The organism is Alcaligenes sp. MMA (assembly GCF_020907215.1).
Classification (GTDB): domain Bacteria; phylum Pseudomonadota; class Gammaproteobacteria; order Burkholderiales; family Burkholderiaceae_B; genus Alcaligenes; species Alcaligenes aquatilis.
The window spans coordinates 609743-634345 of sequence record NZ_JAJJPP010000003.1 but is presented as its reverse complement, the minus strand read 5'-3'; the positions used below and the strand labels follow the sequence as shown (position 1 = coordinate 634345).

At 56.0% G+C, this 24603-nt stretch carries 27 protein-coding genes and 1 tRNA gene; 18 read left to right on the top strand and 10 right to left on the bottom strand.

Features of this window, described 5'->3' with window-relative positions:
- Nucleotides 1–54 precede the first annotated feature (54 nt).
- Nucleotides 55–1020, top strand: a complete 966-nt coding sequence (locus LNA76_RS15445) for a LysR family transcriptional regulator (protein ID WP_094198027.1) — start codon at nucleotides 55–57, stop codon at nucleotides 1018–1020.
- A gap of 39 nt (nucleotides 1021–1059) precedes the next feature.
- Here LNA76_RS15445 and LNA76_RS15440 read toward each other — a convergent pair whose 3' ends face one another.
- The 3 genes from LNA76_RS15440 to kynA are packed head-to-tail and all read right to left on the bottom strand — an operon-like array spanning nucleotide 1060 to nucleotide 3214.
- Nucleotides 1060–1437 (bottom strand): RidA family protein, encoded by a 378-nt coding sequence (locus LNA76_RS15440; protein WP_094198026.1) that lies wholly within the window; start codon nucleotides 1435–1437, stop codon nucleotides 1060–1062.
- Complete coding sequence (locus LNA76_RS15435) at nucleotides 1437–2342, bottom strand: alpha/beta hydrolase (RefSeq protein WP_094198025.1); 906 nt, start codon at nucleotides 2340–2342, stop codon at nucleotides 1437–1439. Before LNA76_RS15435 ends, LNA76_RS15440 begins: the two co-directional genes overlap by 1 nt.
- Nucleotides 2342–3214, bottom strand: a complete 873-nt coding sequence (kynA, locus tag LNA76_RS15430) for a tryptophan 2,3-dioxygenase (RefSeq protein WP_094198458.1) — start codon at nucleotides 3212–3214, stop codon at nucleotides 2342–2344. The genes LNA76_RS15435 and kynA overlap by 1 nt, the downstream gene beginning before the upstream one ends.
- A 313-nt stretch (nucleotides 3215–3527) precedes the next feature.
- Here kynA and LNA76_RS15425 point away from each other — a divergent pair, with 313 nt between their 5' ends.
- The 13 genes from LNA76_RS15425 to LNA76_RS15365 all read left to right on the top strand — a co-directional run bounded on the left by LNA76_RS15425 (nucleotide 3528) and on the right by LNA76_RS15365 (nucleotide 15619).
- Nucleotides 3528–4016 carry an Lrp/AsnC family transcriptional regulator gene (locus tag LNA76_RS15425; protein ID WP_094198024.1) on the top strand — a complete coding sequence of 163 codons (489 nt, stop codon included), beginning with the start codon at nucleotides 3528–3530 and terminating at the stop codon, nucleotides 4014–4016.
- Between the two features lie 170 nt (nucleotides 4017–4186).
- Complete coding sequence (locus LNA76_RS15420) at nucleotides 4187–4879, top strand: GntR family transcriptional regulator (protein ID WP_094198023.1); 693 nt, start codon at nucleotides 4187–4189, stop codon at nucleotides 4877–4879.
- A gap of 36 nt (nucleotides 4880–4915) precedes the next feature.
- A complete protein-coding gene (gene ilvD / locus LNA76_RS15415; RefSeq protein ID WP_230019396.1) occupies nucleotides 4916–6628 on the top strand; it encodes a dihydroxy-acid dehydratase in 1713 nt (570 codons plus the stop codon).
- A 1-nt stretch (nucleotide 6629) separates the two neighbouring features.
- Nucleotides 6630–7526: an NAD(P)-dependent oxidoreductase gene (locus LNA76_RS15410; RefSeq protein WP_125277160.1), complete on the top strand. Its 897-nt coding sequence runs from the start codon at nucleotides 6630–6632 to the stop codon at nucleotides 7524–7526.
- A gap of 13 nt (nucleotides 7527–7539) precedes the next feature.
- Nucleotides 7540–8370, top strand: a complete 831-nt coding sequence (locus LNA76_RS15405) for a hydroxypyruvate isomerase family protein (protein WP_108728386.1) — start codon at nucleotides 7540–7542, stop codon at nucleotides 8368–8370.
- Between the two features lie 3 nt (nucleotides 8371–8373).
- Entirely contained in the window at nucleotides 8374–9321 is a 948-nt protein-coding gene (locus LNA76_RS15400) for an NAD-dependent epimerase/dehydratase family protein (RefSeq protein WP_230019395.1), read from the top strand.
- Between the two features lie 51 nt (nucleotides 9322–9372).
- The gene (locus LNA76_RS15395; protein ID WP_094198018.1) at nucleotides 9373–10413 is read left to right on the top strand and encodes a TRAP transporter substrate-binding protein; all 1041 of its coding nucleotides are present in this window, start codon (nucleotides 9373–9375) and stop codon (nucleotides 10411–10413) included.
- Nucleotides 10414–10481: 68 nt separating this feature from the next.
- A complete protein-coding gene (locus tag LNA76_RS15390; protein ID WP_230019394.1) occupies nucleotides 10482–10985 on the top strand; it encodes a TRAP transporter small permease in 504 nt (167 codons plus the stop codon).
- A complete protein-coding gene (locus LNA76_RS15385; protein WP_094198016.1) occupies nucleotides 10978–12270 on the top strand; it encodes a TRAP transporter large permease in 1293 nt (430 codons plus the stop codon). The genes LNA76_RS15390 and LNA76_RS15385 overlap by 8 nt, the downstream gene beginning before the upstream one ends.
- Before the next feature lie 15 nt (nucleotides 12271–12285).
- Entirely contained in the window at nucleotides 12286–12615 is a 330-nt protein-coding gene (locus LNA76_RS15380; protein WP_094198015.1) for an NIPSNAP family protein, read from the top strand.
- A complete protein-coding gene (locus LNA76_RS15375; RefSeq protein ID WP_125277158.1) occupies nucleotides 12612–13562 on the top strand; it encodes a 2-hydroxyacid dehydrogenase in 951 nt (316 codons plus the stop codon). Before LNA76_RS15380 ends, LNA76_RS15375 begins: the two co-directional genes overlap by 4 nt.
- Nucleotides 13563–14028: 466 nt before the next feature.
- Nucleotides 14029–15162: an alpha-hydroxy acid oxidase gene (locus LNA76_RS15370; protein ID WP_230019393.1), complete on the top strand. Its 1134-nt coding sequence runs from the start codon at nucleotides 14029–14031 to the stop codon at nucleotides 15160–15162.
- A gap of 58 nt (nucleotides 15163–15220) precedes the next feature.
- Nucleotides 15221–15619, top strand: coding sequence for a GFA family protein (locus LNA76_RS15365; protein ID WP_230019392.1), 399 nt, complete (start codon nucleotides 15221–15223; stop codon nucleotides 15617–15619).
- Nucleotides 15620–15687: 68 nt separating this feature from the next.
- On the opposite strand, the gene LNA76_RS15360 is transcribed toward LNA76_RS15365, so the two are convergent.
- Nucleotides 15688–15763 (bottom strand) — tRNA-Thr (locus LNA76_RS15360).
- A 247-nt stretch (nucleotides 15764–16010) separates the two neighbouring features.
- Here LNA76_RS15360 and cysP point away from each other — a divergent pair.
- From cysP to cysW, 3 genes are read left to right on the top strand one after another with little or no spacing between them, the layout of a single operon-like run.
- Nucleotides 16011–17015 carry a thiosulfate ABC transporter substrate-binding protein CysP gene (cysP, locus tag LNA76_RS15355; RefSeq protein ID WP_094198009.1) on the top strand — a complete coding sequence of 335 codons (1005 nt, stop codon included), beginning with the start codon at nucleotides 16011–16013 and terminating at the stop codon, nucleotides 17013–17015.
- A gap of 3 nt (nucleotides 17016–17018) precedes the next feature.
- On the top strand, nucleotides 17019–17909 hold the full coding sequence (cysT, locus tag LNA76_RS15350; protein ID WP_094198008.1) for a sulfate ABC transporter permease subunit CysT: 891 nt from the start codon (nucleotides 17019–17021) through the stop codon (nucleotides 17907–17909).
- On the top strand, nucleotides 17906–18748 hold the full coding sequence (gene cysW / locus LNA76_RS15345; protein WP_094198007.1) for a sulfate ABC transporter permease subunit CysW: 843 nt from the start codon (nucleotides 17906–17908) through the stop codon (nucleotides 18746–18748). The genes cysT and cysW overlap by 4 nt, the downstream gene beginning before the upstream one ends.
- A gap of 168 nt (nucleotides 18749–18916) precedes the next feature.
- On the opposite strand, the gene LNA76_RS15340 is transcribed toward cysW, so the two are convergent.
- From LNA76_RS15340 to petA, 5 genes are all read right to left on the bottom strand, one after another.
- Nucleotides 18917–19342: a ClpXP protease specificity-enhancing factor gene (locus tag LNA76_RS15340; protein ID WP_094198006.1), complete on the bottom strand. Its 426-nt coding sequence runs from the start codon at nucleotides 19340–19342 to the stop codon at nucleotides 18917–18919.
- A gap of 6 nt (nucleotides 19343–19348) precedes the next feature.
- Complete coding sequence (locus LNA76_RS15335) at nucleotides 19349–19957, bottom strand: glutathione S-transferase N-terminal domain-containing protein (RefSeq protein WP_094198005.1); 609 nt, start codon at nucleotides 19955–19957, stop codon at nucleotides 19349–19351.
- Nucleotides 19958–20083: 126 nt separating this feature from the next.
- Nucleotides 20084–20938 carry a cytochrome c1 gene (locus LNA76_RS15330; protein ID WP_094198004.1) on the bottom strand — a complete coding sequence of 285 codons (855 nt, stop codon included), beginning with the start codon at nucleotides 20936–20938 and terminating at the stop codon, nucleotides 20084–20086.
- A 19-nt stretch (nucleotides 20939–20957) separates the two neighbouring features.
- Nucleotides 20958–22346 carry a cytochrome b gene (locus LNA76_RS15325; RefSeq protein ID WP_094198003.1) on the bottom strand — a complete coding sequence of 463 codons (1389 nt, stop codon included), beginning with the start codon at nucleotides 22344–22346 and terminating at the stop codon, nucleotides 20958–20960.
- Nucleotides 22347–22396: 50 nt separating this feature from the next.
- Nucleotides 22397–23041, bottom strand: coding sequence for a ubiquinol-cytochrome c reductase iron-sulfur subunit (gene petA, locus LNA76_RS15320; protein ID WP_094198002.1), 645 nt, complete (start codon nucleotides 23039–23041; stop codon nucleotides 22397–22399).
- 126 nt (nucleotides 23042–23167) lie between these two features.
- Here petA and mscL point away from each other — a divergent pair, with 126 nt between their 5' ends.
- A complete protein-coding gene (mscL, locus tag LNA76_RS15315) occupies nucleotides 23168–23623 on the top strand; it encodes a large conductance mechanosensitive channel protein MscL (RefSeq protein ID WP_094198457.1) in 456 nt (151 codons plus the stop codon).
- Nucleotides 23624–23804: 181 nt separating this feature from the next.
- Here mscL and LNA76_RS15310 read toward each other — a convergent pair whose 3' ends face one another.
- The gene (locus LNA76_RS15310; protein WP_094198001.1) at nucleotides 23805–24581 is read right to left on the bottom strand and encodes a Nif3-like dinuclear metal center hexameric protein; all 777 of its coding nucleotides are present in this window, start codon (nucleotides 24579–24581) and stop codon (nucleotides 23805–23807) included.
- Nucleotides 24582–24603 lie beyond the last annotated feature (22 nt).

The window sequence follows — 24603 nt, the reverse complement described above, 5'->3', positions numbered from 1 at the left end:
TATTCCGCATTAGAATATTTCATGTTGATAAATGCGGCATTCACATAGACCGACATGGAAATTCGCCAATTAGAAGCTTTTGCAGCTGTGATGTCCGCAGGCAGTGTGACCGCTGCCGGCCGTTTGCTGGACCGCTCTCAGCCTGTGGTCAGCCGCCAGATTCAGGAGCTGGAGCAGGAACTGGGCTTCAGGCTTTTTACTCGTACCCGTCCGCAGGTCACCCTGACCGATCAAGGGCGCGAGTTTTATCTGGAAGCCAGGCCGGTGCTGATGAATCTGGAGGTGCTGCAAAGTCGCGCTCTGGAAATCGCCCGTGGTGGCCTGCGGCCCCTGCGTATCGTGGCCACTCATGCGCTGGCTATTGGGTTGCTGCCCCAAGCGCTGGGCATCATGGAGCATCACGATCCCGCCTTCAAGCAAAAGCTGATTATTGATACGGTAAAGCCGGAAGAGGTGGTGCAAGCCATCGACGAAGGGCGGGCAGATCTGGCTGTTACCAGTTTGCCGCTCGATATTGATGGTTGCACCTTGCACTGGTCAGGACAAAGTCCGTGTCTGTTGGGTATGGCATTGGATCATCCCCTGTCCGAGCACGAACTGGTGCGTTTGAGTGATATTCAAGGCACGCCCCTGATTTCCATTCAGAACCGCCATCGCCTGCGTCATACCCTGGCAACCGCTCTGTTGCGCGCCAGTCCGGAAGCACCGGAAGATATTCGTCATATCGAGGTTGCATCGTCTTTGGAAGGGCTGGTTCTGGCCAGCCAAGGGGTAGGCGTGTCCTTGATCGACCCCTTCACTGCCCACGGCCTGCCACTGCCGAATGTGGTGTTGCGCCCCATTGATATCCACGTGCCTTATATGGTCGGCGTGGTGTCGCTGCGATCACGCGAACTACGTCCCGATGCGCAGCGTCTGGTCGAGGCCATGCGACAGTATGTGCTGCAGTTCATCCCGCGCTTTGTACTGGGAGATGATACGGGCTTGCCCAGCACGCAGGATCCGTTTGACTCGCTGTAAACAGATGGGGGCTGCTGCGGCGCCCCGCCTTTGTCAGCCTCAAGGAATCATGGCGTAAGCCACAACCTCCAGCTTCATGCCCGGCTCCACTAAAGCGGCCACGCCCACGCTGGCTCGGTTGGGAAAGGGCGCGGAGAAAGACTCCCTGTAGACCTTGTCGATGACGTCCATATCGGCGATATCAGTCATGTAAATCAGCACTTGGGTGACGTTTTCCAGGCTAGCTCCCGCTGCTTGAGTGGCCCGTTGCATATTGGCAAAGGTCAGGCGAGCCTGTTGCTCGATGCTTCCCGTATCGATGCTGCCGTCCGGCCGCACAGGCCCGGCCACCATGAACAGCATTTCCCCTTTGGCTTTGACAGCCCAGGAGAACGCTTGCTTGAGGGGAGGAAGCCCGACGTCGACAACTTGTTTCATCACTTGCTCCGAGTAGAGATGACCGGCAAAGACGCAAAGAGCGCCTGCGTTGCATCGCCCAAACGGGTGTTGGGGCGAGCCTGGTCAACAATGACATCGAAGTGGTTGCGTGCGGGCATTTCGATGGGGGGCAGATACTGGGCGCCCAGTGCGTTCAGCGCGTCGGCAAAAGCCTGACTCTGGCGTTTGAACGCCGAGGTTTCGATTTCTCCCCAGCTAATGATGGTGGGAGGAAATCCGTTCAGATCAAGCAGTTGAGGGCTAATCGCTCGTGCACTGTCCACGTCCAGAGACAGTGCCTCATTGATGCTGGTGCCAATCAGGGGCTGTAGATCGTAAATGCCCGATACCAGCACCGCTGCTGCAGGTGCGCCGACAGGCAAATCAGGGTCGTCTTTCCATCCGCGCAGGCAGCACATGGCTGCCAGATGCGCACCGGCAGAACTGCCGGAAACGACAATACGTTGCGGATCAAAACCCAGTTCTTTACCGTGCTCATACAGCCAGCGTAGTGCCTGGCGGCATTCCAGCACCATGTCATGGACAGAGGCTTGCGGTGCCAAGGTGTAATCGATGGCCGCAAAGGCGATGCCCGCGTTGGTGCAATCCGGGGCCGAGAACAAAGAGGACGCCTTGGAGAGCTCCTGCCAGTAGCCGCCGTGAATAAACAGCAGCAGTGGTGGGAGGGATTCCGAGTCGCGTGGCGCAGGCAAAAAGAGGTCGAGCTTATGTGCGGCGGCACTGCCATAGGCCAGCTCGGTATGACGTGATCCGCTTTGCAAGGCCGCTGCGCTAAGCGTGGCGTAGTCCTCGATGTAAGGCGCGTAGTTTCCGCCTATACAGGAGCTGGGCGAGTATTCGCGCTCGCGCTCCTGCGCGGAGAGTAAGTCGTGTGAAGCTGGCATTACAGCGCGGTCCGAACCGTCCAGATTTCAGGGAACAGCACCACGTCCAGCATCTTGCGCAGGTAGCTGACGCCACCTGTGCCACCCGTGCCGCGTTTGAAACCGATGACGCGTTCAACCGTCGTGACATGGCGGAAACGCCAAAGACGGAAGGCGTCCTCAATGTCGGTCAGTTTCTCACCCAACTGGTACAGGTCCCAGTGTGCATGTGGGTCACGGTAAACCTGCAACCAGGCAGCTTCGACTTCGGGGCTGGCCACGTAGGGCTGCGTCCAGTCACGCTCCAGATAGTCTGCGGGAATGTCAAAACCCTGGCGGGCCAACAGGCGCAGCGACTCATCGTACAGCGAGGGGGCACGGTAAGCGGCCTCAACCTGGCGGAGTAGCTCAGGGCGGTGTGCATGTGGCTTGAGCATGGCGGCATTCTTGTTGCCCAAAGCAAACTCAATACAGCGATATTGTGCGCTTTGAAAGCCGCTGGAGCTGGCCAGATAAGGCCGCATGGCAGTGTATTCCGGCGGGGTCATGGTCGAGAGTACCGTCCAGGCGCTGACCAGTTGTTCCATGATGCGCGAGACACGCGCCAGCATCTTGAAGCTGTCGGCGTATCGGTCAGCAGCGACCGATTCAGTGGCCGCGTTCAGTTCGTGCAGCATCAGTTTCATCCAGAGTTCACTGGTCTGGTGCTGGATGATAAACAGCATTTCGTCGTGGGCAGGCGAGAGCGGGTGCTGAGCGCCCAGCACCTCGTCCAGGTGCAGGTAATCGCCATAGCTCATGGATTGGCTGAAATCCAACTGCGCTTTTTCTTCCGAAACAATGCGCTCTGTCTCGCTGATTCCCTTGTCAGCCGATGCCTTGGAAGCATTCATTTGTTCTGTTCCCGGTACATTAATCATGACCTGTACGGCCTGTAGAGCAGGTCGCGTGGGTCGCTGGAAAACCAAAGTCGCGTTGCGCGCCAAGGGGAGTGTGCCATGCATCGTGCCCGAAGGTTTCCATCAGTGGCGCGGTGCAGTCACCCGAGCAGGCGGGCACAGGGGTAAAGCTGAATGTTGTCTGTGGTTTCATTATTCAATCCCACTTAAATTTATGCGTTGATCTTAGGGATTTAAGGGTCTTGCGCCAAGCTGTTTTTTATAGAAGCATAATTTTTTCTAGAAAACTTTAAAAACAGGTTTTTTTATGCAAATAGATTTGGATGAGGTCGATTGCAGTTTACTGGCCGAGCTGCAACGAAACGCCAGGCTCACCACAAGCGAGCTGGCGCAAAAAGTGGGTATATCGCAGTCGCCTTGCTGGCGCCGGATCCGTCGCATGGAAGAAGCCGGGCTTATTTCAGGCTACCACGCCCGGCTGGATCGTCGCGGCCTGGGCTACGGTGTGGTGGCCTTCGTCAGCATCAGTGTGGACTTTCAGAACGAAGCGCGTTCGGTGCAGTTTGTAGAAGCGGTACGCGATATTCCGGAGGTAGTGATGTGTCATGGCATTGCAGGCCCGGCCGACTTTTTGCTCATGGTGGTGGCCAAGGACCTGGACAGCTATTCGGAGTTGTTGCAACGGAAACTGCACCGTTTGCCGGGTGTCCGGCAAGCGCAAACCAGCTTTTCCTTGCAGGAGTTCAAGGGGCTTAACGAGCTGCCAATCCCGGTAATGGTCAAGCCTGCACCCTGATTCACTACGCTGTAAACCTTGATATGCGACGTGATCCTACGTTTTGCCGCGTTACCCATGATGAGTTAGGCAGCTAAGGGTTAGCTCTGATTTATTGTCAAAGAAGTCCGTCCTTAGAATTGATCAAAAATCACAAATCATTGCTCGAACTAACTTTGTGACGGAATCTAATGAAACATTCAGATGCTGCAAGCGCCAGTGCTCCGCTCGAAGCTTTTCAACCTATCGTTCGGCAATCCGTTAACGAAGCGGTCTATCAAGCCCTGCGAAACAAGCTGATGCACGGGGAATACCGTGCCGGCCAAGTGCTGGGTATTCAATACCTGGCCGACGCGCTGGGCACCAGCACCATGCCCGTGCGTGAAGCATTACGCCGCCTGGTCGCACAACAGGGGCTAGAGCCGTTGCCCAACGGCACCACGCGTGTTCCGCTGATCACCAAAGCCTGCTTGAGCGATATTCGTCGTGCACGCGTTCTGATCGAAGGCACCGTCACCGAGTGGGCCGGCCCCTTGCTGACATCCTCTGTGCTGGATCAGTTGGAACAGTTGGCGCAAGAAATTACACAAGAGCGTCGTACGCCCAAAGGCGTGGCCAGCAGCTTGGAAAAAAATCGGATCTTTCATTTCACGATTTACGCCGCCGCCCAGTCTCCGGTCATGCTCGCCATGATCGAGAGCCTGTGGCTGCAGTCAGGTGCTTATCTGCGCGAAACCCGCGAATTACTCCACAACGAGGACTCCTCGGACCAATTGCACGAGTCCGCCGTAATCGCGCTGCGTAACGGCAATTTCGCCCAGGCACGTCAATACATTCAGGAAGATGTCTCCTGGATATTTGACCGCTTGGATCTGCCCGATTGAATCGATCTTTCAACTACTCATTCCCCACCAAAGACCATGCTAAAAAAACATAGATCAAAAGCAGTGACCGAGGGCGTAACCCGCACCCCACACCGAGCCTTTCTGCGTGCAACGGGCCTGGATGATGATGACCTGGACCGCTCGATGGTCGCCATCATCGGAACCGCCGGAGACAACACACCCTGTTCCAAATCGTTGGGCCCGCAGGCAGACAGTGTGCGCCTGGGGGTTGCACAAGGTGGTGGCGTGCCCGTCATGATGAACACGATTTCCGTGTCTGACGGCACCTCCATGAACCACGCTGGCATGCGCATGAGTCTGGTCTCGCGCGAGATGATTGCCGACAGTATGGAAATAGCCGTGCGTGGTCACGCCTATGATGCTTTGGTCGGTTTGGGTGGTTGCGACAAGACCTTGCCCGGCACCTTGATGGCCATGGCACGGCTTAATGTTCCCTCGGTGTTCATTTATGGCGGTTCCATGTTGCCGGGCTACTCGCCCGATGGCACTGAAAATACCGTGCTGACCGCCATTGAAGGGGTGGGCCGCTACCAGACCGGGGCGATTTCCCTGGAGCAGTTGCACGGCATCGAGCGCAACTGTGCCATGACTGTCGGCTCCTGTCCGGGCCAGTTCACTGCCAATACCATGGGTATGGTGGCCGAGGCTTTGGGCATGTCCTTCCTGGGGTCTTCGACCACACCAGCGGTCTACAGCCAACGACACGCACTGGCTCGCCGTGCCGGTCGTCGGGTGATGGAAATTCTGGAAAATGGTGGTCCACTGCCGCGTGATCTCATCACACGCAAGAGCCTGGAAAATGCCGCTGCGGCTGTGGCTGCGACGGGCGGCTCAACCAACGTGGCCTTGCATATCCCTGCTATAGCGCACGAGGTGGGTATCCGCTTCACCATGGATGATCTGGCTGAGGTCTTTAACCGCACACCTCTTATCGCCGACTTGCAGCCCGGTGGCCGTTATCTGGCACGCGATCTGGACGTGATCGGTGGGGTGCCCGTCGTGCTCAAGGCTCTCTTGAAGAGCGGGCACCTGCACGGCGATGTGTTGACCATTACCGGTGAAACCTTGGCGGAGGCCTTGGAAAGTTTCCCCGATGTTGATGGTCGTATCGTGCGTAGCAGTGATCAGCCTATTCATGCGTCAGGCGGTCTGGTTGTGCTCAAGGGCAATCTGTGTCCGGATGGGGCCTTGCTGAAGATTGCCGGTTTGAAGTCTCTGGTTTTTGAAGGTCGCGCCCGTGTCTTTGAAACCGAGGAAGATTGTATGGCCGTGGTGTCCAGGCAGGCCTACGAGACTGGCGATGTGCTGATCATTCGCAATGAAGGCCCCAAAGGCGGCCCCGGCATGCGCGAGATGCTAAGCGTTACCGCCGCCATTTACGGCCATGGCAATGGCGAGAAAGTGGCACTGCTGACCGATGGCCGTTTCTCGGGTGCGACACGCGGCATGTGCATCGGCTATGCCAGCCCTGAAGCGGCAGCCGGTGGGAACATCGGCTTGGTGCGTGACGGTGACTGTATCACCATCGACGCTACGCAAAGCAGCATGCAGTTGCATGTGTCCGATGAGGAACTGGCCGTACGCCGGGCGCAATGGAAACCCTATGTACGAGATCGTTTGGCGGGCGCGTTGGAGAAGTACGCACGTCTGGTTGGGCCGACCAATGAAGGGGCAGTGACCCATTCGGGTGCTGCCCAGTGGCCGCAAGAACAGCTTGAGGACGTATAAGATGAAACTCGGTTTTTGCGGTTTAGGATTGATGGGTGCTGCTATGGTGCAGCGCCTGCTGAAAGCGGGCCACGAGGTCAAAGTCTGGAACCGTTCCAGGGAAAAGGCCGAGCCCTTGGCGGCGCTCGGTGCGCAGATTGTGAGCACGCCATGCGAAGCGGCTGAAGGCACCGACGGTGTCTTGCTATGCCTGTTTGACGCCAAGGCTGCCGAGGCTGTGGTGTTTGGTGCGGACGGCATTGCTCAGGCAGCAGGTCTTAATTGGCTGGTGGATCACTCCAGCATCGACCCGGAAGCCACGCGCAACTTGGCCGCTCGTTTGGCGCAAAGTTGCGGGGCTGACTGGATTGATGCCCCAGTGTCTGGCGGTATTCCAGGCGTGGAGGCCGGTACGCTGGCCATCATGACAGGTGGTAGCGAAACCCATATGCCCGAGGCCGAGGCTGCCATGCGCGCCTATGCCGGCAATATCACGCATATGGGGCCTTCTGGGACCGGGCAGGCGACCAAACTGTGCAACCAGGCTATCGTGGCGACCTCGATCGCGGCACTGGCCGAAGCCATTGGCTTTGCCCGACGCAATAACATCAATGTGGACAAACTGGCACCCGCACTGGCGGGCGGCTGGGCGGACTCCAAGCCCTTGCAGATCTTTGCCCCGCGCATGATAGAAGCACAGGCAAAAAGCATCGGTGCGCTGTCCACCATGCTCAAGGATATCGACACCCTGATCGCCAATGCTCAACAAAGTGGTGCGCCTATGCCGGTGGCGGCCAGCGTGCAGCAAATGTTGCGTGTGGCTAGCGCCATGGGTTTAGGTCAGGCCGAAGTGTCTGCCTTGGTCAGTGTCGTTCTGCCTGAGCAGCGTGACGCCTTCCTTCGCCAGATAAGCGCATAAGGCGGGCAGCCCCATGCAACTATCCGCTAATCTCAGCTGGTTGTATCGGCATCTGGACTGGAGCGAACGCTTTGAGGCTGCGGCGGCCGATGGTTTTAAGGGTGTTGAGATTTTGCTGCCCTACGACTACGCTCCGGCGTGGTACGCCCAGCAACTGCAAACCACAAAGCTGGAGCTGACGCTCATCAATACGCCAATAGGCGAGGGGCAGGGCAGGCTGGGCTGGGCGGCGATTCCCGGCGCACAGACCCAGTTCCGGCAAGCCTTTGATCGTGCCCGTGCGGTTGCACAGGCGACCGGGTGCCGTCGTATCCACGTGATGGCGGGCGATGTCAGCCCCTTTGCGCAGGAAGACGGTCGGGCCGCACTGATCAGTAATCTGGAACATGCTTTAGCCTTAGCTGAAGCGGATGATTTGATCCTGACGCTGGAAGCGCTCAATCGCAGTGATATGGCCGGGTATTTTTATTATTTGCCCGAACAGGTCATAGAGGTGCTCCAGCATTTCAATTCCCCGCGCCTGCGCCTGCAATTTGATTACTACCACTGCGTCAAAGAAAGTTTGGACGTCCGTTCCAGCGTTGCGGCCTGTGCGCCCTGGATCGGCTATGTGCAGATCGCGGGTGCCGATGGGCGCTACGAGCCGGATCTTGCACAACATGATTTGCTGGAAGGCGTGGCTGCCTTGCCCACTTTGGGCTACGACGCTTGGCTGGGCTGCGAGTATCAGCCTCGCGCACTGCCGTCAGAAGGTTTGGCCTGGTGTCAGCCCTTGCGTGATCGCAGTGTGCTGGCTGTGCCCCATCGCCATGCTGTCGCTTGCCCGCAGGCTGCTGGGAGATAAGCCATGAAGCATGTCTTGATTACCGGCGGCAACGGCTACATCGGTCAAGCGCTGGCCCGTGCGGTAGCCAAACGTCTGGCAGCCAAAGAAATTCAAAGCCTGACCTTGGTGGATCTGGCTTTTGAAGAGCAAAGCTATCACCACGAGCCTGGCCTGCGCTGCATTAGCGGTGACTTGTCCGATGAAACCGTGCTGCAGGCCGCTTTGACCCCTGCTCCTGATACGGTTTTCCATCTGGCCTCGGTGACCAGTCGGCTTGCTGAGGAGAATTTCGCGCTGGGCCTGCGCGTCAATATCGCCGGCACGGTGAGCTTGTTCGAGCACTTGCGACAACAAGAACAGTGCCCCGTTGTGGTGTATGCCAGCAGTATTGGTGTCTTCGGTACGCCGCTGCCCCAGCAGGTAGATGACAACACCCCAGTGGCACCCACCTTAAGTTATGGGACGCAGAAGCGGATGGTGGAGTTGCTGTTGGCCGATTACAGCCGCCGTGGCTTTCTGGATGGTCGCTCGGTTCGCTTGCCTACCGTGGTTGCCAGGCCCATGACTGCCGAAACGGCGCTGTCTTCATTTGCCAGCTCCTTGATTCATGCCCTTGCCGCTGGTAGCACTTACGAGTGTCCCATCGGCCCGCAGGGGTGGATATGGCTGCTTTCCTTGCCGATCTGCGTACAACATCTTTTGACAACGGCGAGCATCGAAACGGTTCGCTTGCCGGAGGGGCGAGTATGGAATCTGCCCGCCCAGCGTCTTCAAGTTGCAGACCTGGTACAGGCTGCGAAATCCCGCTATGGCCGGGGGGCCGATGCGGGTTTGCGTTTTCAGTCCAACCCCCAGTTTGACCGGCAGTTCGCCCAGTGGCCACCGTTGACAACGGCAATCGCCACGCAGTTGGGTATGCAGCACGACGGCGACGTCAAAACCTTGATTGAACAGGCTCTTGTTTCCTGAAGGGCCTGGCTAACTATACCTATAACGATCTACCACTAAAAAGGATTCCCCATGAAGAACCGATGGATTTCTCGCCTGTTGGGTATTGCCTTAACGAGCCTGGGTGTGGCGGCAGGTCCCGCAAAAGCGGACAAACCGGTGGAGCTGACTTTTTCGGCCTGGATTCCGCAGACACATGTTTTGGTCGCTAATTTCATGAAGCCCTGGGCCAAAGAGGTGGAGCAGGCCACCGAAGGGCGCGTCAAGATCAACTTCCTGACCAAGGCGGCCACTAACCCGGTTGGGCATCTGGATGCGGTACGCAATGGCCTGGTTGATCTGGCCTTTATTTCCTACTCCTATTACCCCGGCAATTTCGATTTGATGAAATTTGCCATGCTGCCGTTTTCGGGCAATAGCGCCGAGTCCACCTCGCTGGCAGCGTGGGATATCTATAGCAAGTATCTGCAAGATGCCAAAGAGCATCGCGGCATCAAGTTGCTGGGCATTTATGGTCACGGCCCGGGCAGTGTTTACACCACAGAAAAACAGGTACAAAACATTGCCGACTTCGATGGCCTGAAGCTGCGTATTGGCGGTGGCATGCAGGCCGATCTGTCCAAGGCGCTGAATGTGAATGCGGTGGTAAAGCCTGCTTCCGAATCGTATGAACTGCTTAGCACCGGCGTGGTGGATGGGGTTCTTTTCCCGCCTGAATCGGTTGTTTCGTTTCGTCTGGACAGCGTCGTCAAGCATGCGACGGTTTTTCCCGGCGGTCTTTATGCCGATTTGCACGGCATCATCATGAATCCGGGTGCCTTTGATCGCTTGTCTGAAAAAGACCGCGAGATCGTGATGGGGCTTTCGGGTGAGCATATCGCGCGCATGGGGGGCAAGGCCTGGGGTGATGCGGATGTGGCCGCCCTGAAAACCCTGCAGGCAAGTCATGTGCAGTTTCACCCAGCCAGTAAAGAGCTGATTGCCGCCGTCAAAGAGCGCACAGCTTCGTTCGAGCAAACCTGGCTTGCTGCTGCAAAGGCCAAGGGCATAGACGGGCCTGCCGTGCTGGCCGAGTTTCGTGCCGATCTGAAAGCGCGGGAAAGCGGCCAGTGATCAGCGTATTCAGACTGTCTTGAACCTGCTGGACGCCGCGTGCGCCAGCAGTCCCGGAGCTACAAAGCATGAACTGCATTCTCTCTTTATTAAGAGCGGGTCTTCGGCGTCTGACTGAGTTATGCATGGTCTCGCTGGCCTTGCTGACTTTGGCCGATGTACTAGGACGCTACATTTTCAACGTGTCGGTGATGGGTGCGGTAGAACTGACGGAAATACTCATGGTGGGGGTGATCTTCTGCGGCATTGTCTTTGCCACCATGGCGCGTGAACACATTGTGGTCGACCTGGTGCCCGTTCCCGGTGGGGACAGGGGGGCGCGAGTCGTTCATATCTCCAGCCACTTGCTGGCAGCGGGGATCAGTGCCTTGCTGGCGATGGTCAGCTGGACACAAGCCGAGTCGGCGGCCGAGTACGCTGATCAGACCACCTTGCTGGGGCTGCCATTGGCTCCGGTTGTTTACTTCATGAGCATCATGCTGTTCGTCAACACACTGGTGGAGTTGGGGCAGCTTGGCCGAAGCAGGAGCGCAAAGACGGCCCATCTGGAACAAGAGGCACAGAATGACTGAAGCGCTGATTGGCTTTGCCGCCATGCTCCTTTTGATCTTCCTGCGGGTGCCTGTAGCGTTTTCCATGGCCCTGGTGGGTTTTATCGGTGTTGGCATCATGCGCAACTGGCCCTCGGCCTACGCCATGACCGGCGCAGTGGTGCGTGAAAGCGGTTTTCAATATTTGCTGTCGGTGCTGCCGCTGTTCATCTTGATGGGTAACTTCATTACTCAAGCCAAATTGTCCAAAGAGCTTTACGCTGCCGCCTATGCGTTTTTGGGGCATAGAAAGGGTGGGCTGGCCATGTCTACGGTAGTGGCCTGTGGTGGTTTTGGCGCGGTGTGTGGCTCCAGTCTGGCGACGGCGGCCACCATGTCCAAAGTGGCCTACCCGCAAATGCGTAGGCTCGGTTACAGCCGTGCCTTGGCTTCTGGTTCGATCGCTGCGGGTGGCACGCTGGGCATTCTGATTCCACCCTCAATTGTGATGGTGGTCTACGCCATCTTGACCGAACAAAGCATAGGCAAGATGTTTGCCGCCGGTGTTCTGCCCGGCCTGTTGGCTGTGGGTCTCTACCTCTTGGCGGTCAGATGGACGATCTGGCGCGACCCTAATGCCGGGCCTCCCGGTGAACGCATGAGTTGGAAAGAGCGTTTGAGTGCGCTGCGCGATGTCTGGGGGGTGCTGGTGTTGTTCATTATCGTGATGGGCGGCATTTATGGCGGGGTATTTAGCTCTACTGAAGCGGCTGGGATTGGTGCTTGCGGTGCCTTTCTGTTCGCGCTGCTGCGTGGCCGTTTGACCTGGCAGACACTGTCCAATGTGCTGGTTGAGTCGGCGCGTACGACGGGCATGTTGTTCTTGGTGCTGATCGGCGCCTTGCTGTTTTCCAGCTTTATCAATTTCACCTCCATGCCCAGCGACTTGCAGGACTGGGTGCAGCAGTTCGAGATGAGCCCGATCGTAGTGATTTTGCTGATTTGCGCGATTTATATCGTGCTGGGCAGTGTGTTGGAGAGCATGTCCATGGTCTTGCTGACCGTGCCTATTTTCTACCCGCTGGTGCAGCACCTGGGCTTTGACCTGGTCTGGTTCGGCATCATTGTAGTGGTGGTTACGGAAATCAGTTTCATCACCCCGCCCGTGGGCATGAACGTCATGGTGCTGAAAAGCCTGTTGCCCGACGTGAAGATGGGCACGCTGTATCGGGGAGTCTTGCCTTTTGTGGTAGCGGATATTTTCCGCCTGGCGGTGCTCTTGGCTTTTCCAGTTATTTCGCTGCTCTTGCCCAAATACCTTGGATAAAAACGGATTCGCAACATGATTATCGACCAAAGAACCTATACCATCCCTACCGGCCTGCTGCGCGACTTCCTGTCCCTGTATGCAACGCAAGGGCGTGCCGTACAAATCGAACATCTGGGCGCTTGTCACGGCTACTACACCACGGAAGTAGGTGAACTGAATCAGGTGGTGCATCTGTGGGCATACAAGGATATGGCTGACCGGGAAGCCCGTCGTAACGCACTGGAGGCTGACCCGCGCTGGTTGGCTTATCGTCGCAAGGCCTGTGCTGCCGGTCATGTCATACGCCAGAGCAATGCCCTGCTTAAACAAGTTGATTTCGACGTCTTTACAAGCGAAGCATGACCATGAACCCGAAGATTCTTCAAGCCTGCCCCTTGCCGCCTCCTCTGGCGGGCAAACTGCCTGCCTTGTGTCCGGTTGAAACCCTGAGTGATGCGCCCGATCAAGCGCTGTTCTTGCGTGAGCGTGGCGGCGAGTTTACGGTGCTGGTCACCACAGGAACGCAGGGCGCAGACAAGGGGCTGATTGAGGCACTGCCTAATTTGAAGGCTATTTGTAGCCTGGGCGTGGGCTACGATGCCATCGACCTGGATGCAGTCCGTGCGCGTGGGGTGATGCTGAGCAATACTCCTGACGTTCTTAACGACTGCGTGGCTGACTTGGCGATTGGTTTGTTGATCGATGTGGTGCGTGGCATTTCGGCTTCCGACCGACATGTCCGGCGTGGTGACTGGCCTCGTGTCGGCCCGACCATGCCCAGCACTCGGGTCAGTGGCAAGCGCCTGGGCATGCTGGGTATGGGACGAGTCGGGCAGGTTATTGCGCGTCGCGCTATCGGCTTTGATATGGAGATCCGCTATCACACACGTAGTGCCAAACCCGAGTTGCCTTGGCAGCACGAGCCTTCATTGCTGGCTTTGGCGCAATGGTGCGATTTCCTTATCGTGGCTTGCCCCGGCAGCCCGCAAACTTACCATCTGGTGTCTGCCGAGGTCTTGAGAGCCTTGGGGCCCAACGGCTACCTGGTCAATGTCGCTCGCGGCTCTGTGGTGGATGAAAAAGCCTTGGTGGCGGCTCTTGATAATGGCCAATTAGGCGGCGCCGGATTGGATGTGTTCGAGAACGAACCCGATGTGCCTGCCGAGTTGTTAAGTAACGAGCGGGTAGTCGTGCTGCCTCATGTAGGGAGCGCAACCCGTGAAACCCGTGCCGCCATGTGCGAGCTGGTGTTAAAGAATGTTGAGAGTTACCTTACGCAAGGCAGTCTTGTGACGCCGGTTAGATTGTAAAGACTGCCTCAGGAATAACGCAGCGGTTTCAAGCTTCTGGCTTGAACTGCTGCTTCTTTCTGAGCCAGTGTTAGCCAGTATTGCCTGGTTTGCAAAGTTTTGAGTACCTGTTAAGCACCAGGTCACGAAGTTGCCCTATTTACAGGGTTGGAGTAATCGCTCTGCTTTCGACTAATGACCAAATACCGAATCTGGAGATGGGTCGTATTAGTGGGAAGTCCGTGACGAGCAGGAGTTAGCTAGCCAAGGTGTCGGCGTATCTGCTTGGTCGCCCCTTATACGATCCTCCGTCTGCCCGTCGTCAGCTTGGTCGCTTGTTCTTGCCAACACGTTCTCCTTTGGCTGAGCAGAAACAGACGTGTTTTCTTTGCATGGAGCGGTGCTTTCAACTATATACTTGATGCTTAAACAATTAAATTGAATCGGGCCTTGTACGCCCGGCATCAGGTGGGAGGCAGCTTGCATCATGCGGCTCAATATTCAGGATTTTCAGGTAGCGGCCCAAAGCAGCCTGCCACGCTTTGTCTATGACTATGTTGCTGGTGGGGCAGAAGACGAACTCTGTCTGGCTCGTAATCAGGCAGATTTGCAGACGCTGACTTTGTCGCCACGCAGTTTGCGTGATACGTCGGCGGTATCAACAGAAATAGAGGTCTTTGGACGCCGATGGGCTGCGCCTTTTGGTGTCGCTCCCGTTGGCTTGATCGATGTCGTGCGTCCACGTGGGGATCTGCACGCAGCGCGTGCCGCAGGCAAGGCGGGCTTGCCGTACATTTTGTCCACTGCCTCCAATAGCCCTTTGGAGCAGGTGCGTGAAGTCTGCGAAGGCCCATGCTGGATGCAGTTGTATGTGATGCAAGACAGGGGCATGGCCAATTCCATTCTGGATCGCGCCCGCCAAGCCGGGTTCGAAGCCTTGGTTTTGACCGTCGATGTGCCTGTAGGTGGTTATAGAGAAAAGGACATACGCCACGGCTTCAAATTGCCGTTTCGTCCAGGCCCCCGCTTATTGCTGGATATGGCTTCGCAGCCCCGCTGGCTGTGGCGTCAGGCTTTGGCCGGCCAACCCCAGTTTGTCAACCTGATGCCCACGCAAGGAGCCACTTCTGCTCAGGCACAGGCAGCACTGCTGGCGCGAAGCATGGACCGCCGCTTGATTTGGGATGATGTCTCCTGGCTGCGTTCCAAGTGGGACGGCCCGTTGCTGATCAAAGGTGTGCTCCATCCTGAAGATGCACGTCAGGCCTTGCATTACGGTGTAGATGGACTGATTGTTTCCAATCACGGTGGCCGACAACTGGACTGTGCGCCTTCAACAATCAGCGTTCTCCCGCAAATCATGGATATCGTCAAAACGCAGATGCCGGTGTTTATCGATAGCGGCTTTCGGCGTGGTGCAGATGTCGCCAAGGCCATCGCTTGTGGAGCGACGGGCGCATTCCTGGGACGTGCCGTCGCCTACGGTTTGGCTCAAGGCGGCGAGCAGGGCGTCTCTGACGTGTTGGGCCTGGTCGCTCAGGAGCTGGAACGGACGATGATTTTATTGGGGGCTTCATGCCCGGCAGATTTGACCCAATGTCTTGTATCCTCTATCGAGTAAGGTGTCCGACGCCCACTGAAATCTGCGGCGGGAAACTTACTCTTTGGAGGTATGGCGTGTGAAAGGAAGCTGTCTTTGCCAAGGCGTGGTCTTTGAGATTACCGGCGCTATTACGAACCTGCTCTATTGCCATTGCAGCATGTGTCGCAAGTCGCATGGTTCTGCATTCAGGGCGCGGGGCAAGGTCAAGACCAAGGAATTTCATTGGCGTCGCGGTCAGGAACTGCTGCGGTTTTATGAGTCATCGCCAGGAGAGCACCGGGGTTTTTGTTCCAAGTGCGGGTCAAATATTTTGACTAAATTCGATCAAAAACCAGAAGAGCTGGGCTTGGCGTTAGGGGTGTTGGACGATGACCCTGGTCTGCGTCCCACTTGTCACGTTTTCGTGGGCTCAAAAGCCGCGTGGCATGAGATTGCTGATGGGCTTATTCAGTACGAGGGGTTCCCGCCTGGCTAGCAGCAAGACTCGGACAGCAGAAAAACAAAACGCCAAGCTTTTGAAAGCTTGGCGTTTTGTTTTATTCGTGGTGCCGGCTAAAGGAGTTGAACCCTCGACCTTCGCATTACAAGTGCGCTGCTCTACCAACTGAGCTAAGCCGGCGAATTGACGATTATAGCCGGAATTTTTGAGAAGAAGCAATCACTAGAAAAATATTGATGTGGCCCAAGACTCACAGGCTCAGCCAGTAAGTAGGTTCTGGTTATAAGCGCATGATGAAAATGTCGTTTTAAATGCCTTTCTCCCTACCCATAATCTGATCTATCCAAGCTGTGCTTATATAGAAAGCGCGCAATTGAACATTAGTGACGGGCTCCGAAGGCCGCGTCCGGGAACGTTGGGGAACACCATGAAATTGAAGTCTGTTGTTGGCTCTGCCTTGTTGTTGACGTCTTTGCTGGGTGGTAACGTCAGCGCCCAGGTTTCTTTGCTGAATGCCTCGTTTGATGTGGCGCGCGAGACATTTGCGGCGATCAACCCCAAGTTTGTCGAGCACTGGAAAGCCACTACGGGCGAAGACATCAAGATTGATCAGTCTTTTGCCGGAACTTCCCGTCAGGCCCAGGACATTATTCAGGGTAAGAAAGTCGATACCGTGACCTTCAACCAGGTCACCGATATTGAGTTCCTGGCCGAGCGCGGCGCGGTGGCCAAGGACTGGGCCACTAAATTCCCGAACAACAGCTCGCCTTACTACAGCACTATCGCTTTCCTGGTGCGCAAGGGCAATCCCAAGAACATCAAGTCCTGGGATGATCTGGTGCGTGACGATGTGAAACTGGTGTTCCCGAACCCCAAGACCTCGGGCAATGCTCGCTACACCTATTTGGCGTCCTGGCTGTATGCCAATGAAGCCTTTGGCGGTGATGAAGCCAAGATCAAAGAGTTTGTCGGTAAGGTGCTGGCTAATGTCGAGAGCTTCCCCACCGGTGGCCGTGGCGCGACTGTGGCTTTTGCCCAGAATGGTCAGGGTGATGTGTTGCTGACTTTTGAATCCGAAGTGCTTAATATTGCCGCCAGCGATGAATTCAAGGGCAGTGAACTGGAAGTGGTGGTGCCCCCCGTCAGCGTATTGGCTGAGTTCCCCGTAGCCGTGGTGGATCGTGTGGTTGACCAGAAGGGCACCCGCAAGGAGGCGACCGAATACCTGAAGTTCCAGTACACCCCGGAGATTCAGCGTCTGTTGGCTGGTTTCAACTACCGTGTGACGGATCCTGCTGTTGCCAAGGAGTTTGAGTCCAAATATGCACCGGTCAAGTTGATCAACCCCACCGACCTCCTGGGTTCCTGGACTGATATTCAAAGCCGCCACTTTGCCGCGAATGGCGTGTTGGACCAGTTGCTGGCCAAGTAATTCATGAGTCGTACTTTTGTGGGCGGGGCGCAGGATTCCGGGGCGAAGACTGCGCTAAAGCCACTCTTTTTTCTGCGTCGCCCCGTCATGCCGGGTTTTGGGCTGAGCTTTGGCTTTAGCGTCCTGTACTTGTCCATTATTGTGCTGCTGCCTTTGTCGGCCTTGTTCATGTACGTCAGTGACATGAGTCTGGCCGATTATTGGCGTGCGGTCACGGATAAGCGCGTCGTCAGCAGCTATCAGGTTACGATCAGCGCTGCCCTTTATTCCACCCTGACTGCTAGCGTGGTGGGGTTCATTATTGCCTGGATCATCACGCGCTTTGAGTTTCCGGGGCGTCGCCTGATCGATGCTTTGGTAGACCTGCCGTTTGCCTTACCGACTTCGGTAGCGGGTTTGACCTTGGCGACGCTGTTTGTGCCTGGCGGCTGGTTTGGTCAGTTTCTGCCGGAAGGTTGGAAGATCGCCTATCAATACCCCGGCATTGTTCTGGCCATGACCTTTACCAGTTTGCCCTTTGTGGTGCGTATTGTGCAGCCCGTGATTGAAGAGCTGGGGGCCGAGTACGAAGAGGTTGCCCACACACTGGGTGCCAGTGGCTGGCAGACGTTCAGCAAAGTGGTGTTTCCTCCGCTGATTCCTGCGCTGGTCACGGGAGCCTCCCAGGCTTTTATCCGCAGTTTGGGTGAGTTCGGCGCAGTCATCATGATTGCTGGCAACATTCCCTACAAAACCGAAGTGTCGTCCCTGATGATTTTTGTGCGCCTACAAGAATTCAACTATCCGGCGGCGGCGGCGATTGCCTCGGTGATCTTGATCGCCTCCTTGCTGCTGCTGTTCACCTTGCAACTAGTGCAGAATCGCTTGTTGGGCTGGCAGCGGAGGGCGTCATGAGAAAAACACCTAAAAGCACGGCTGATCGCCTGATTCTGGCCTTGGGCATTGCCTTGGTGCTGGGTCTGCTGGTGGTCCCCCTGATACTGATCTTCTCCAAAGCCTTGGGCGATGGTTTACCAGCTTTATGGAGCAATCTGCAAGAGGACTACATGCTGCACGCCATTGGGCTTACCCTGTTTGTGGCGGTGCTGACGGTGCCCCTGAACATGGTCTTTGGCATTCTGCTGGCCTGGTGTCTGACGCATTACGAGTTTCGTGGCCGCCGTTTGCTCAGTACCTTGGTGGATTTGCCTTACGCGGTTTCTCCGGTGGTAGCTGGCCTGTGTTATCTGGTGGTCTACGGTGTGGAGTCGTCTCTGGGACAGTGGTTAAGCGCACGTGATATCCAGTTGATGTTCGCCTGGCCGGGAATCCTGATGGTCACGATCTTTGTGACCACGCCTTATGTGGCCCGTATCCTGATTCCTATCATGCAGGCGCAAGGTTCGGACGCGCAGGCGGCGGCGTTAAGTCTGGGTGCCAATGGTTGGCAGATCTTCTGGCACGTCACGCTGCCGGATATCAAATGGGCCTTGCTGTATGGCGTGGTGCTGACCAATGCTCGTGCGATTGGCGAGTTCGGCGCGGTGTCCGTGGTGTCTGGCACCATCATGAATCAGACCTTGACCTTGTCCCTGCTGGTGGATCAGTTGAACAACGATAACAAGGCGGCTGCGGCCTTTACAGCGGCTGCGCTACTGGCTCTATTCGCCATCGTGTCCGTGATGCTCAAGAGCTTGTTGGAGTGGCGTGTGGCGGCTGGGCGTCGTCGCAATCAGGCTGAGGCGGTGCAGTAGGGCTAGAACTTAGCGTGCTTAATTAAAGAGAGTGTTCTTGGCTGCGCTCAGTGACAATGCAAGTGCTTGGGTGACCGGTTCTACTATTTGATATCTGTAGTAGAACTGGTTATCCAAGAGGTAAAAAAGGCTCCTTACGGAGCCTTTTTTGTCTGCGTCGAACGCGCCTTATTTGACGATTTTCAGGTGCGAGACCTTGTCAGCGTCTTTTTTGGCAACGGGCGCTTCCGGTGTCGCTTCAGGGGCTGCCTCTGGTGCTTCGCCTTCCGCGTAAGGCTCGGATTCGACGACCTCAAAACCCATGCCAGCGCCTGTTTCGCGTGCGTAGATGGCCGATACGGCCGCTACGGGCACGAAAATGTCTTCCGTGACACCGCCGAAGCGGGCCTGGAATTCAATGTAATCGTTACCCAGGATCAGGCCATTGGTGGCCAGATGCCCAATATTCAGGGTGATTTGACCATCCTGAATATGGCCGCGTGGAACAACAGTGTTGGCGTCTACCGTGACCACAATGTGTGGTGTGTATCCGTGATCGGAACACCATTCGTGTAGAGCGCGCAACAGGTAGGGTTTGGTAGAGGTCTCTTGCATAATGAATTAGCGACGCATGACTTTTTCGGAAGGCGTCAGCGCTTCAATGTAAGCAGGACGCGAGAACACGCGCTCGGCGTACTTTTGCACAGGAGCAGCGCTCTTGGGCAGTTCGATACCGTAGTGGTCCAGGCGCCAGAGCAGGGGAGCGATCGCCACGTCCAGCATGGAGAATTCTTCACCCAGCATGTATTTGTTCTTGAGCAGGATCGGAGCCAACTGCGACAAGTGGTTGCGGATTTGCTGACGGGCCAGTTCTTGTGCCTTGGCATCCGTGTTGCGGCGGTCTTCCAGGGCAGCCACGTGTACAAACAGTTCCTTCTCGAAGTTGTACAGGAACAGGCGAGTACGGGCGCGCATGGTAGGGTCCGCAGGCATCAGCTGAGGATGCGGGAAACGCTCATCAATGTATTCATTGATGATGTTCGATTCGTACAAGATCAGGTCACGTTCTACCAGGATGGGCACCTGTCCGTAGGGGTTCATGACGGCGATATCTTCAGGCTTGTTGTACAAGTCGATGTCGCGGATCTCGAAATCCATGCCTTTTTCAAACAACACAAAACGGCAGCGCTGTGAGAATGGGCAAGTTGTTCCAGAGTAGAGCACCATCATGGTAGGAGATTCCAGTCGTAGAAATAAAAACAAGAGCCTCACGGCTCAGAACTTAAAACCCTGCAGAGGGTTTTAACAATAAAAAGCCGGGCAGGCTAGTTAGGCCTGCCCGTCTAGCATAGCGTTTTACTTGATGTCTTTCCAGAAAACGCTGTTCAGGCGCCATGCAACGGCAAAGAACAAGAGCAGGAACAGGATTACGCCCACACCAATTTTCTTGCGCTCCAGTTGCACAGGTTCTGCCATCCAGTCCATGAAGTTGGCCAGGTCGGCGACATCGCTGTCGTACTTGGCAGCCATCTTGGCATTGACGGGCTCGAGCTTGACCGAGTCGGAGGCATGGCCAGTGTAATTGTCCAATACTTCTGTCTTGACGGACGAGAAGCCGGCGGGATCGTAGCTGGCGACTGTCTTGACCCACTCTTTGCTGCCATCGTCTTTGGCGGTTTCAGCCACGGTCGTACGGTGCAAAGTCACACCACCTTGGCGCTCCCACATGGCGTGAGGCATACCCACGCTTGGGAAAACCAGGTTATCCCAGCCTGTAGGACGGGATGCGTCACGGTAGAAAGTGCGCAGGTAGGTGTAGATGTAGTCTGCGCCGCTAGGGCCCAGGTTGGTGGACTTGGCACGTGCAATCACGGACAGGTCAGGAGGAGCAGCACCAAACCATTTCTTGCCCATTTCCGGGGTCATGGCGATCTTCATCAGATCACCCACCTTGTCCGAGGAGAACAGCAAGTTTTTCTTGATGTCTTCTTCGGTCAGGCCGATATCTGTCAGCTTGTTGTAGCGCATGGAGTTGGCGCTATGACAGTTCAGACAGTAGTTCACAAACAGTTTTGCGCCATTTTGCAAAGCCGCCATGTCATTCATGCGGTCGGGCGCGCGCTCCAGGGCATAGCCACCTTCGGCGGCCACAGCCACCGTGCAGGTAAGGGACAAGGCCAGAGCGCCAAGCAGTTTTTTAATCATGGTCATTCCGTTTCGTGTTGGGGGCCTAGTGAGGGCGGAAAGTCACGCGATCAGGTTCGGGTTTGAATGTACCCATGCGGCTCCATACTGGCATCAACAGGAAGAATGCCAGGTAGATCACCGTACCGATCTGGCTCAGCAGGTTGAACAAGTCGTTCGGGGCCTGCGTGCCCAGGTAACCCAAGATCAGGAAGTTGATGATGAAAATCGCGTACAGCACTTTGTGCCAGGTAGGACGGTAACGAATCGACTTCACAGGCGATTTGTCCAGCCAAGGCAGGAAGAACAGGATCACGACCGTACCACCCATGGCCACCACGCCCCAGAACTTGGCGTCGATAACACGCAGCAACACAGCAACAGCGATCAGGATGGCTGGAACAGCCAGACGCCAGATACCGGGCAGCTTGCCTTTGACGAACAGCACCAGCGCGCCCAGCACGGAAGCACCGGCCAGAACCCAGGTAAAGTCAGCGGTTGTGGCACGCAGCATGGAGTAGAAAGGCGTGAAGTACCAGACAGGCGCAATGTGTGGAGGAGTCTTTAGCGCATCGGCTGGGCTGAAGTTGTTGAACTCCAGGAAGTAGCCGCCCATTTCAGGGGCAAAGAACACAATCGCGGCAAACACAATCAGGAAGCCAGCCACACCCAGGATGTCGTGTACCGAGTAGTAGGGGTGGAAGGGAATGCCATCCAAAGGACGACCTTGTGCGTCTTTGGGGCCGTTCTTGATTTCGATACCGTCAGGGTTGTTGGAACCGACTTCGTGCAGCGCGATCAGGTGAGCCACAACCAGGCCCAGCAGGACCAGAGGCACAGCAATGACGTGCAGCGCAAAGAAGCGGTTCAGGGTGGCGTCGGACACCACGTAGTCACCACGGATGAAAATAGCCAGGTCAGGACCAATGAAAGGAATGGCCGAGAACAGGTTAACAATCACCTGGGCGCCCCAGTAGGACATCTGGCCCCATGGCAGCAGGTAGCCCATGAAGGCTTCAGCCATCAGACAGAGGAAAATGGCAACGCCAAAGATCCACACCAGTTCACGAGGCTTGCGGTAAGAACCGTAGAACAAGCCGCGCAGCATGTGCAGGTACACCACCACGAAGAACATGGAAGCGCCTGTGGAGTGCATGTAGCGGATGATCCAGCCACCGGGCACTTCGCGCATGATGTACTCAACCGACTCAAAGGCCAGTTTGGCATCAGGCTTGTAGTTCATGACCAGAAAAATACCAGTCACAATCTGGATGACCAGCACCAGCAGTGCCAGAGAACCAAAGAAGTACCAGAAGTTGAAGTTCTTCGGCGCGTAATATTCTGACATGTGCTCTTTGTACATGGATGTCAGGGGGAAGCGCCTGTCAATCCATCCCAAGAGTCCTGTCGTTTCGACGGTTTTCTCGCCAGCCATGAAACGGCTCCTTTATCTTTTTAAATAGTACGTATTGGGTTACAGCCGCCTTAGGCCTTGTTGTTTTCGTCTACGCCGATGGTAACCATCGTGCCGTCGGCCGAGAACTCGTAGGGCGGGATTTCCAGATTGTCCGGAGCAGGCTTGTTGCTGTAGACCCGGCCGGCCAGGTCAAACGTGGAGCCGTGGCAGGGGCACAGAAAGCCGCCTTCCCAACCACCGGGCAGACCGGCGCCAGCGCCAGCGGCCAGATGCGGGGTAGGGGAGCAACCCAGGTGGGTGCAAATACCGATACAGATAAAGATTTCAGGGCGACGCGAACGGTATTCGTTCTTGGCGTACGCGGGGGTGTAGCCGGGACGGTCCGAGTCAGGGTCGGCCAGTTGGCTATCGAGCTTGGGCAGGGCGTCCAGTTGCTCTTGGGTGCGGTGCAGAATCCAGACCGGTTTCCCGCGCCATTCAACGGTGCGCATCTGACCGGGGGCGATATTGGAAATATCAACCTCTACGGGAGCGCCGGCCGCTTTTGCTTTCTCCGAAGGAGCAAAGGAGCTGACAAAGGGAACAGCTGTTGCCACACCAGCAACACCACCTAATGCACAGGCGGTGGCGACCCAGGTGCGGCGCGAAGGATCGGGCGGAAGATTGAAATCAACCGCGCCTCTGGCATCGGGCTGTGTCGTGTTCTGACTCATTCTAGTATCCTTATTCCTGCCCGACTCGGGCAATACCACAATTTACGGATTTGGGCCTGGGTATATTATTCAACCGCACATTATACGCGTTACCCAGCGCAGCATAACTTGATCAAAGGTGAACATATGAACAAGGCTCGAGGTTTCCTGAACGAATTCCGGGAGTTCGCCGTTAAGGGCAACATGATGGACCTTGCGGTCGGTGTCATTATTGGCGCTGCTTTCGGCAAGATTATCGACTCGCTGGTAAAAGACATCATCATGCCCGTCATCAGTTTCATCCTTGGCGGCGAGGTGAATTTTACCAATCAGTTCACAGTCTTGCGTAGACCAGAGGGCTTTACCGGCCCAGAAACCCTGGAAGCTTTGAGGTCGGCAGGGGCTGTTGTTCTTTCGTGGGGTAGCTTCCTGACCATTTTGATCAACTTCATCTTGCTGGCCTTCGTGGTGTTTTGCATGGTCAAGATGATTAACCGTATGCGCGCCACGGTGGCCAAGGAAGAAGCAGCGGAAGTCGTTCCCGCGCCAACCCCTGAAGACGTGCTGTTACTGCGTGAGATCAGGGATTCGCTGAAAAAATAAAAGCCCAAACGTATCAAAGCTTTAAGGTGCCTTTCGGCACCTTTTGTTTATGTAAACCCACCGGCAGGGCCAAGTTTGCCCGCGCCGGATGCCTGATTTTAGCCTTTCCTGGCCTGGGCTTGTCTAGCCATGCGGGGCTTTAAAGCTTGTTCAAGGTCATATGTGCTGGTTTTTGGTGAAGTCAGATCGGGTTGTCCATGTCGATGAACTCCACCTCAATACCAAATTGACGCGCAATTTCCTCACCCAGAGCTTTGGCACCGTAGCGTTCGGTGGCATGGTGACCGGCAGCCATGAAGGCAATATTGTTTTCCTGTGCGCTGTGAAAGGTCTGTTCTGAGGCCTCACCGCTGATATAAAGATCGGCTTGGGCGGCAACGGCACTATCAATAAAACCCTGTGCGCCTCCCGTGCACCAGGCGATTCGGCGGACTTTTCGTTGTAAATCACCAACAATTAGTGGTTTGCGGTGTAAGTTATTGCAAACTGTCAGGCCGAATGTTTCCAGTGAAACGGGGGCAGGCAGTTCACCCAGCCAGACCAGTCCGTCCGGGCCACAGGTTTGTGCCAAGCCGTTTGCATCACGGAGCACCTCAATGCCTAATTGCCGAGCCAGTTGAGCGTTGTTGCCAAACTCGGGATGCGCATCCAGGGGCAGGTGATAGCCCAAGAGGTTAAGCTGATGCGACAGGACGCGTTCGATACGAGTTTTTCGGGTGCCAACAATACATGGGTTCTCGTTTTTCCAGAACCAGCCGTGGTGTACCAAAATTGCGTCCGCCTGGCGGGCAATAGCGGCATCAATCAGCGCCAGCGAGGCCGTTACGCCGGTGACAAGTTTGCCAATATAGGGCTTGCCTTCGACCTGGAGCCCATTGGGACAGTAGTCCTTGAAACGGGTGATATCCAAGGTGCTATTGAGCCAGTTGGCCAGTTCTGCCGTTGAAACCTGAGTCATGGAAATCCTTATCTGAAAGAGT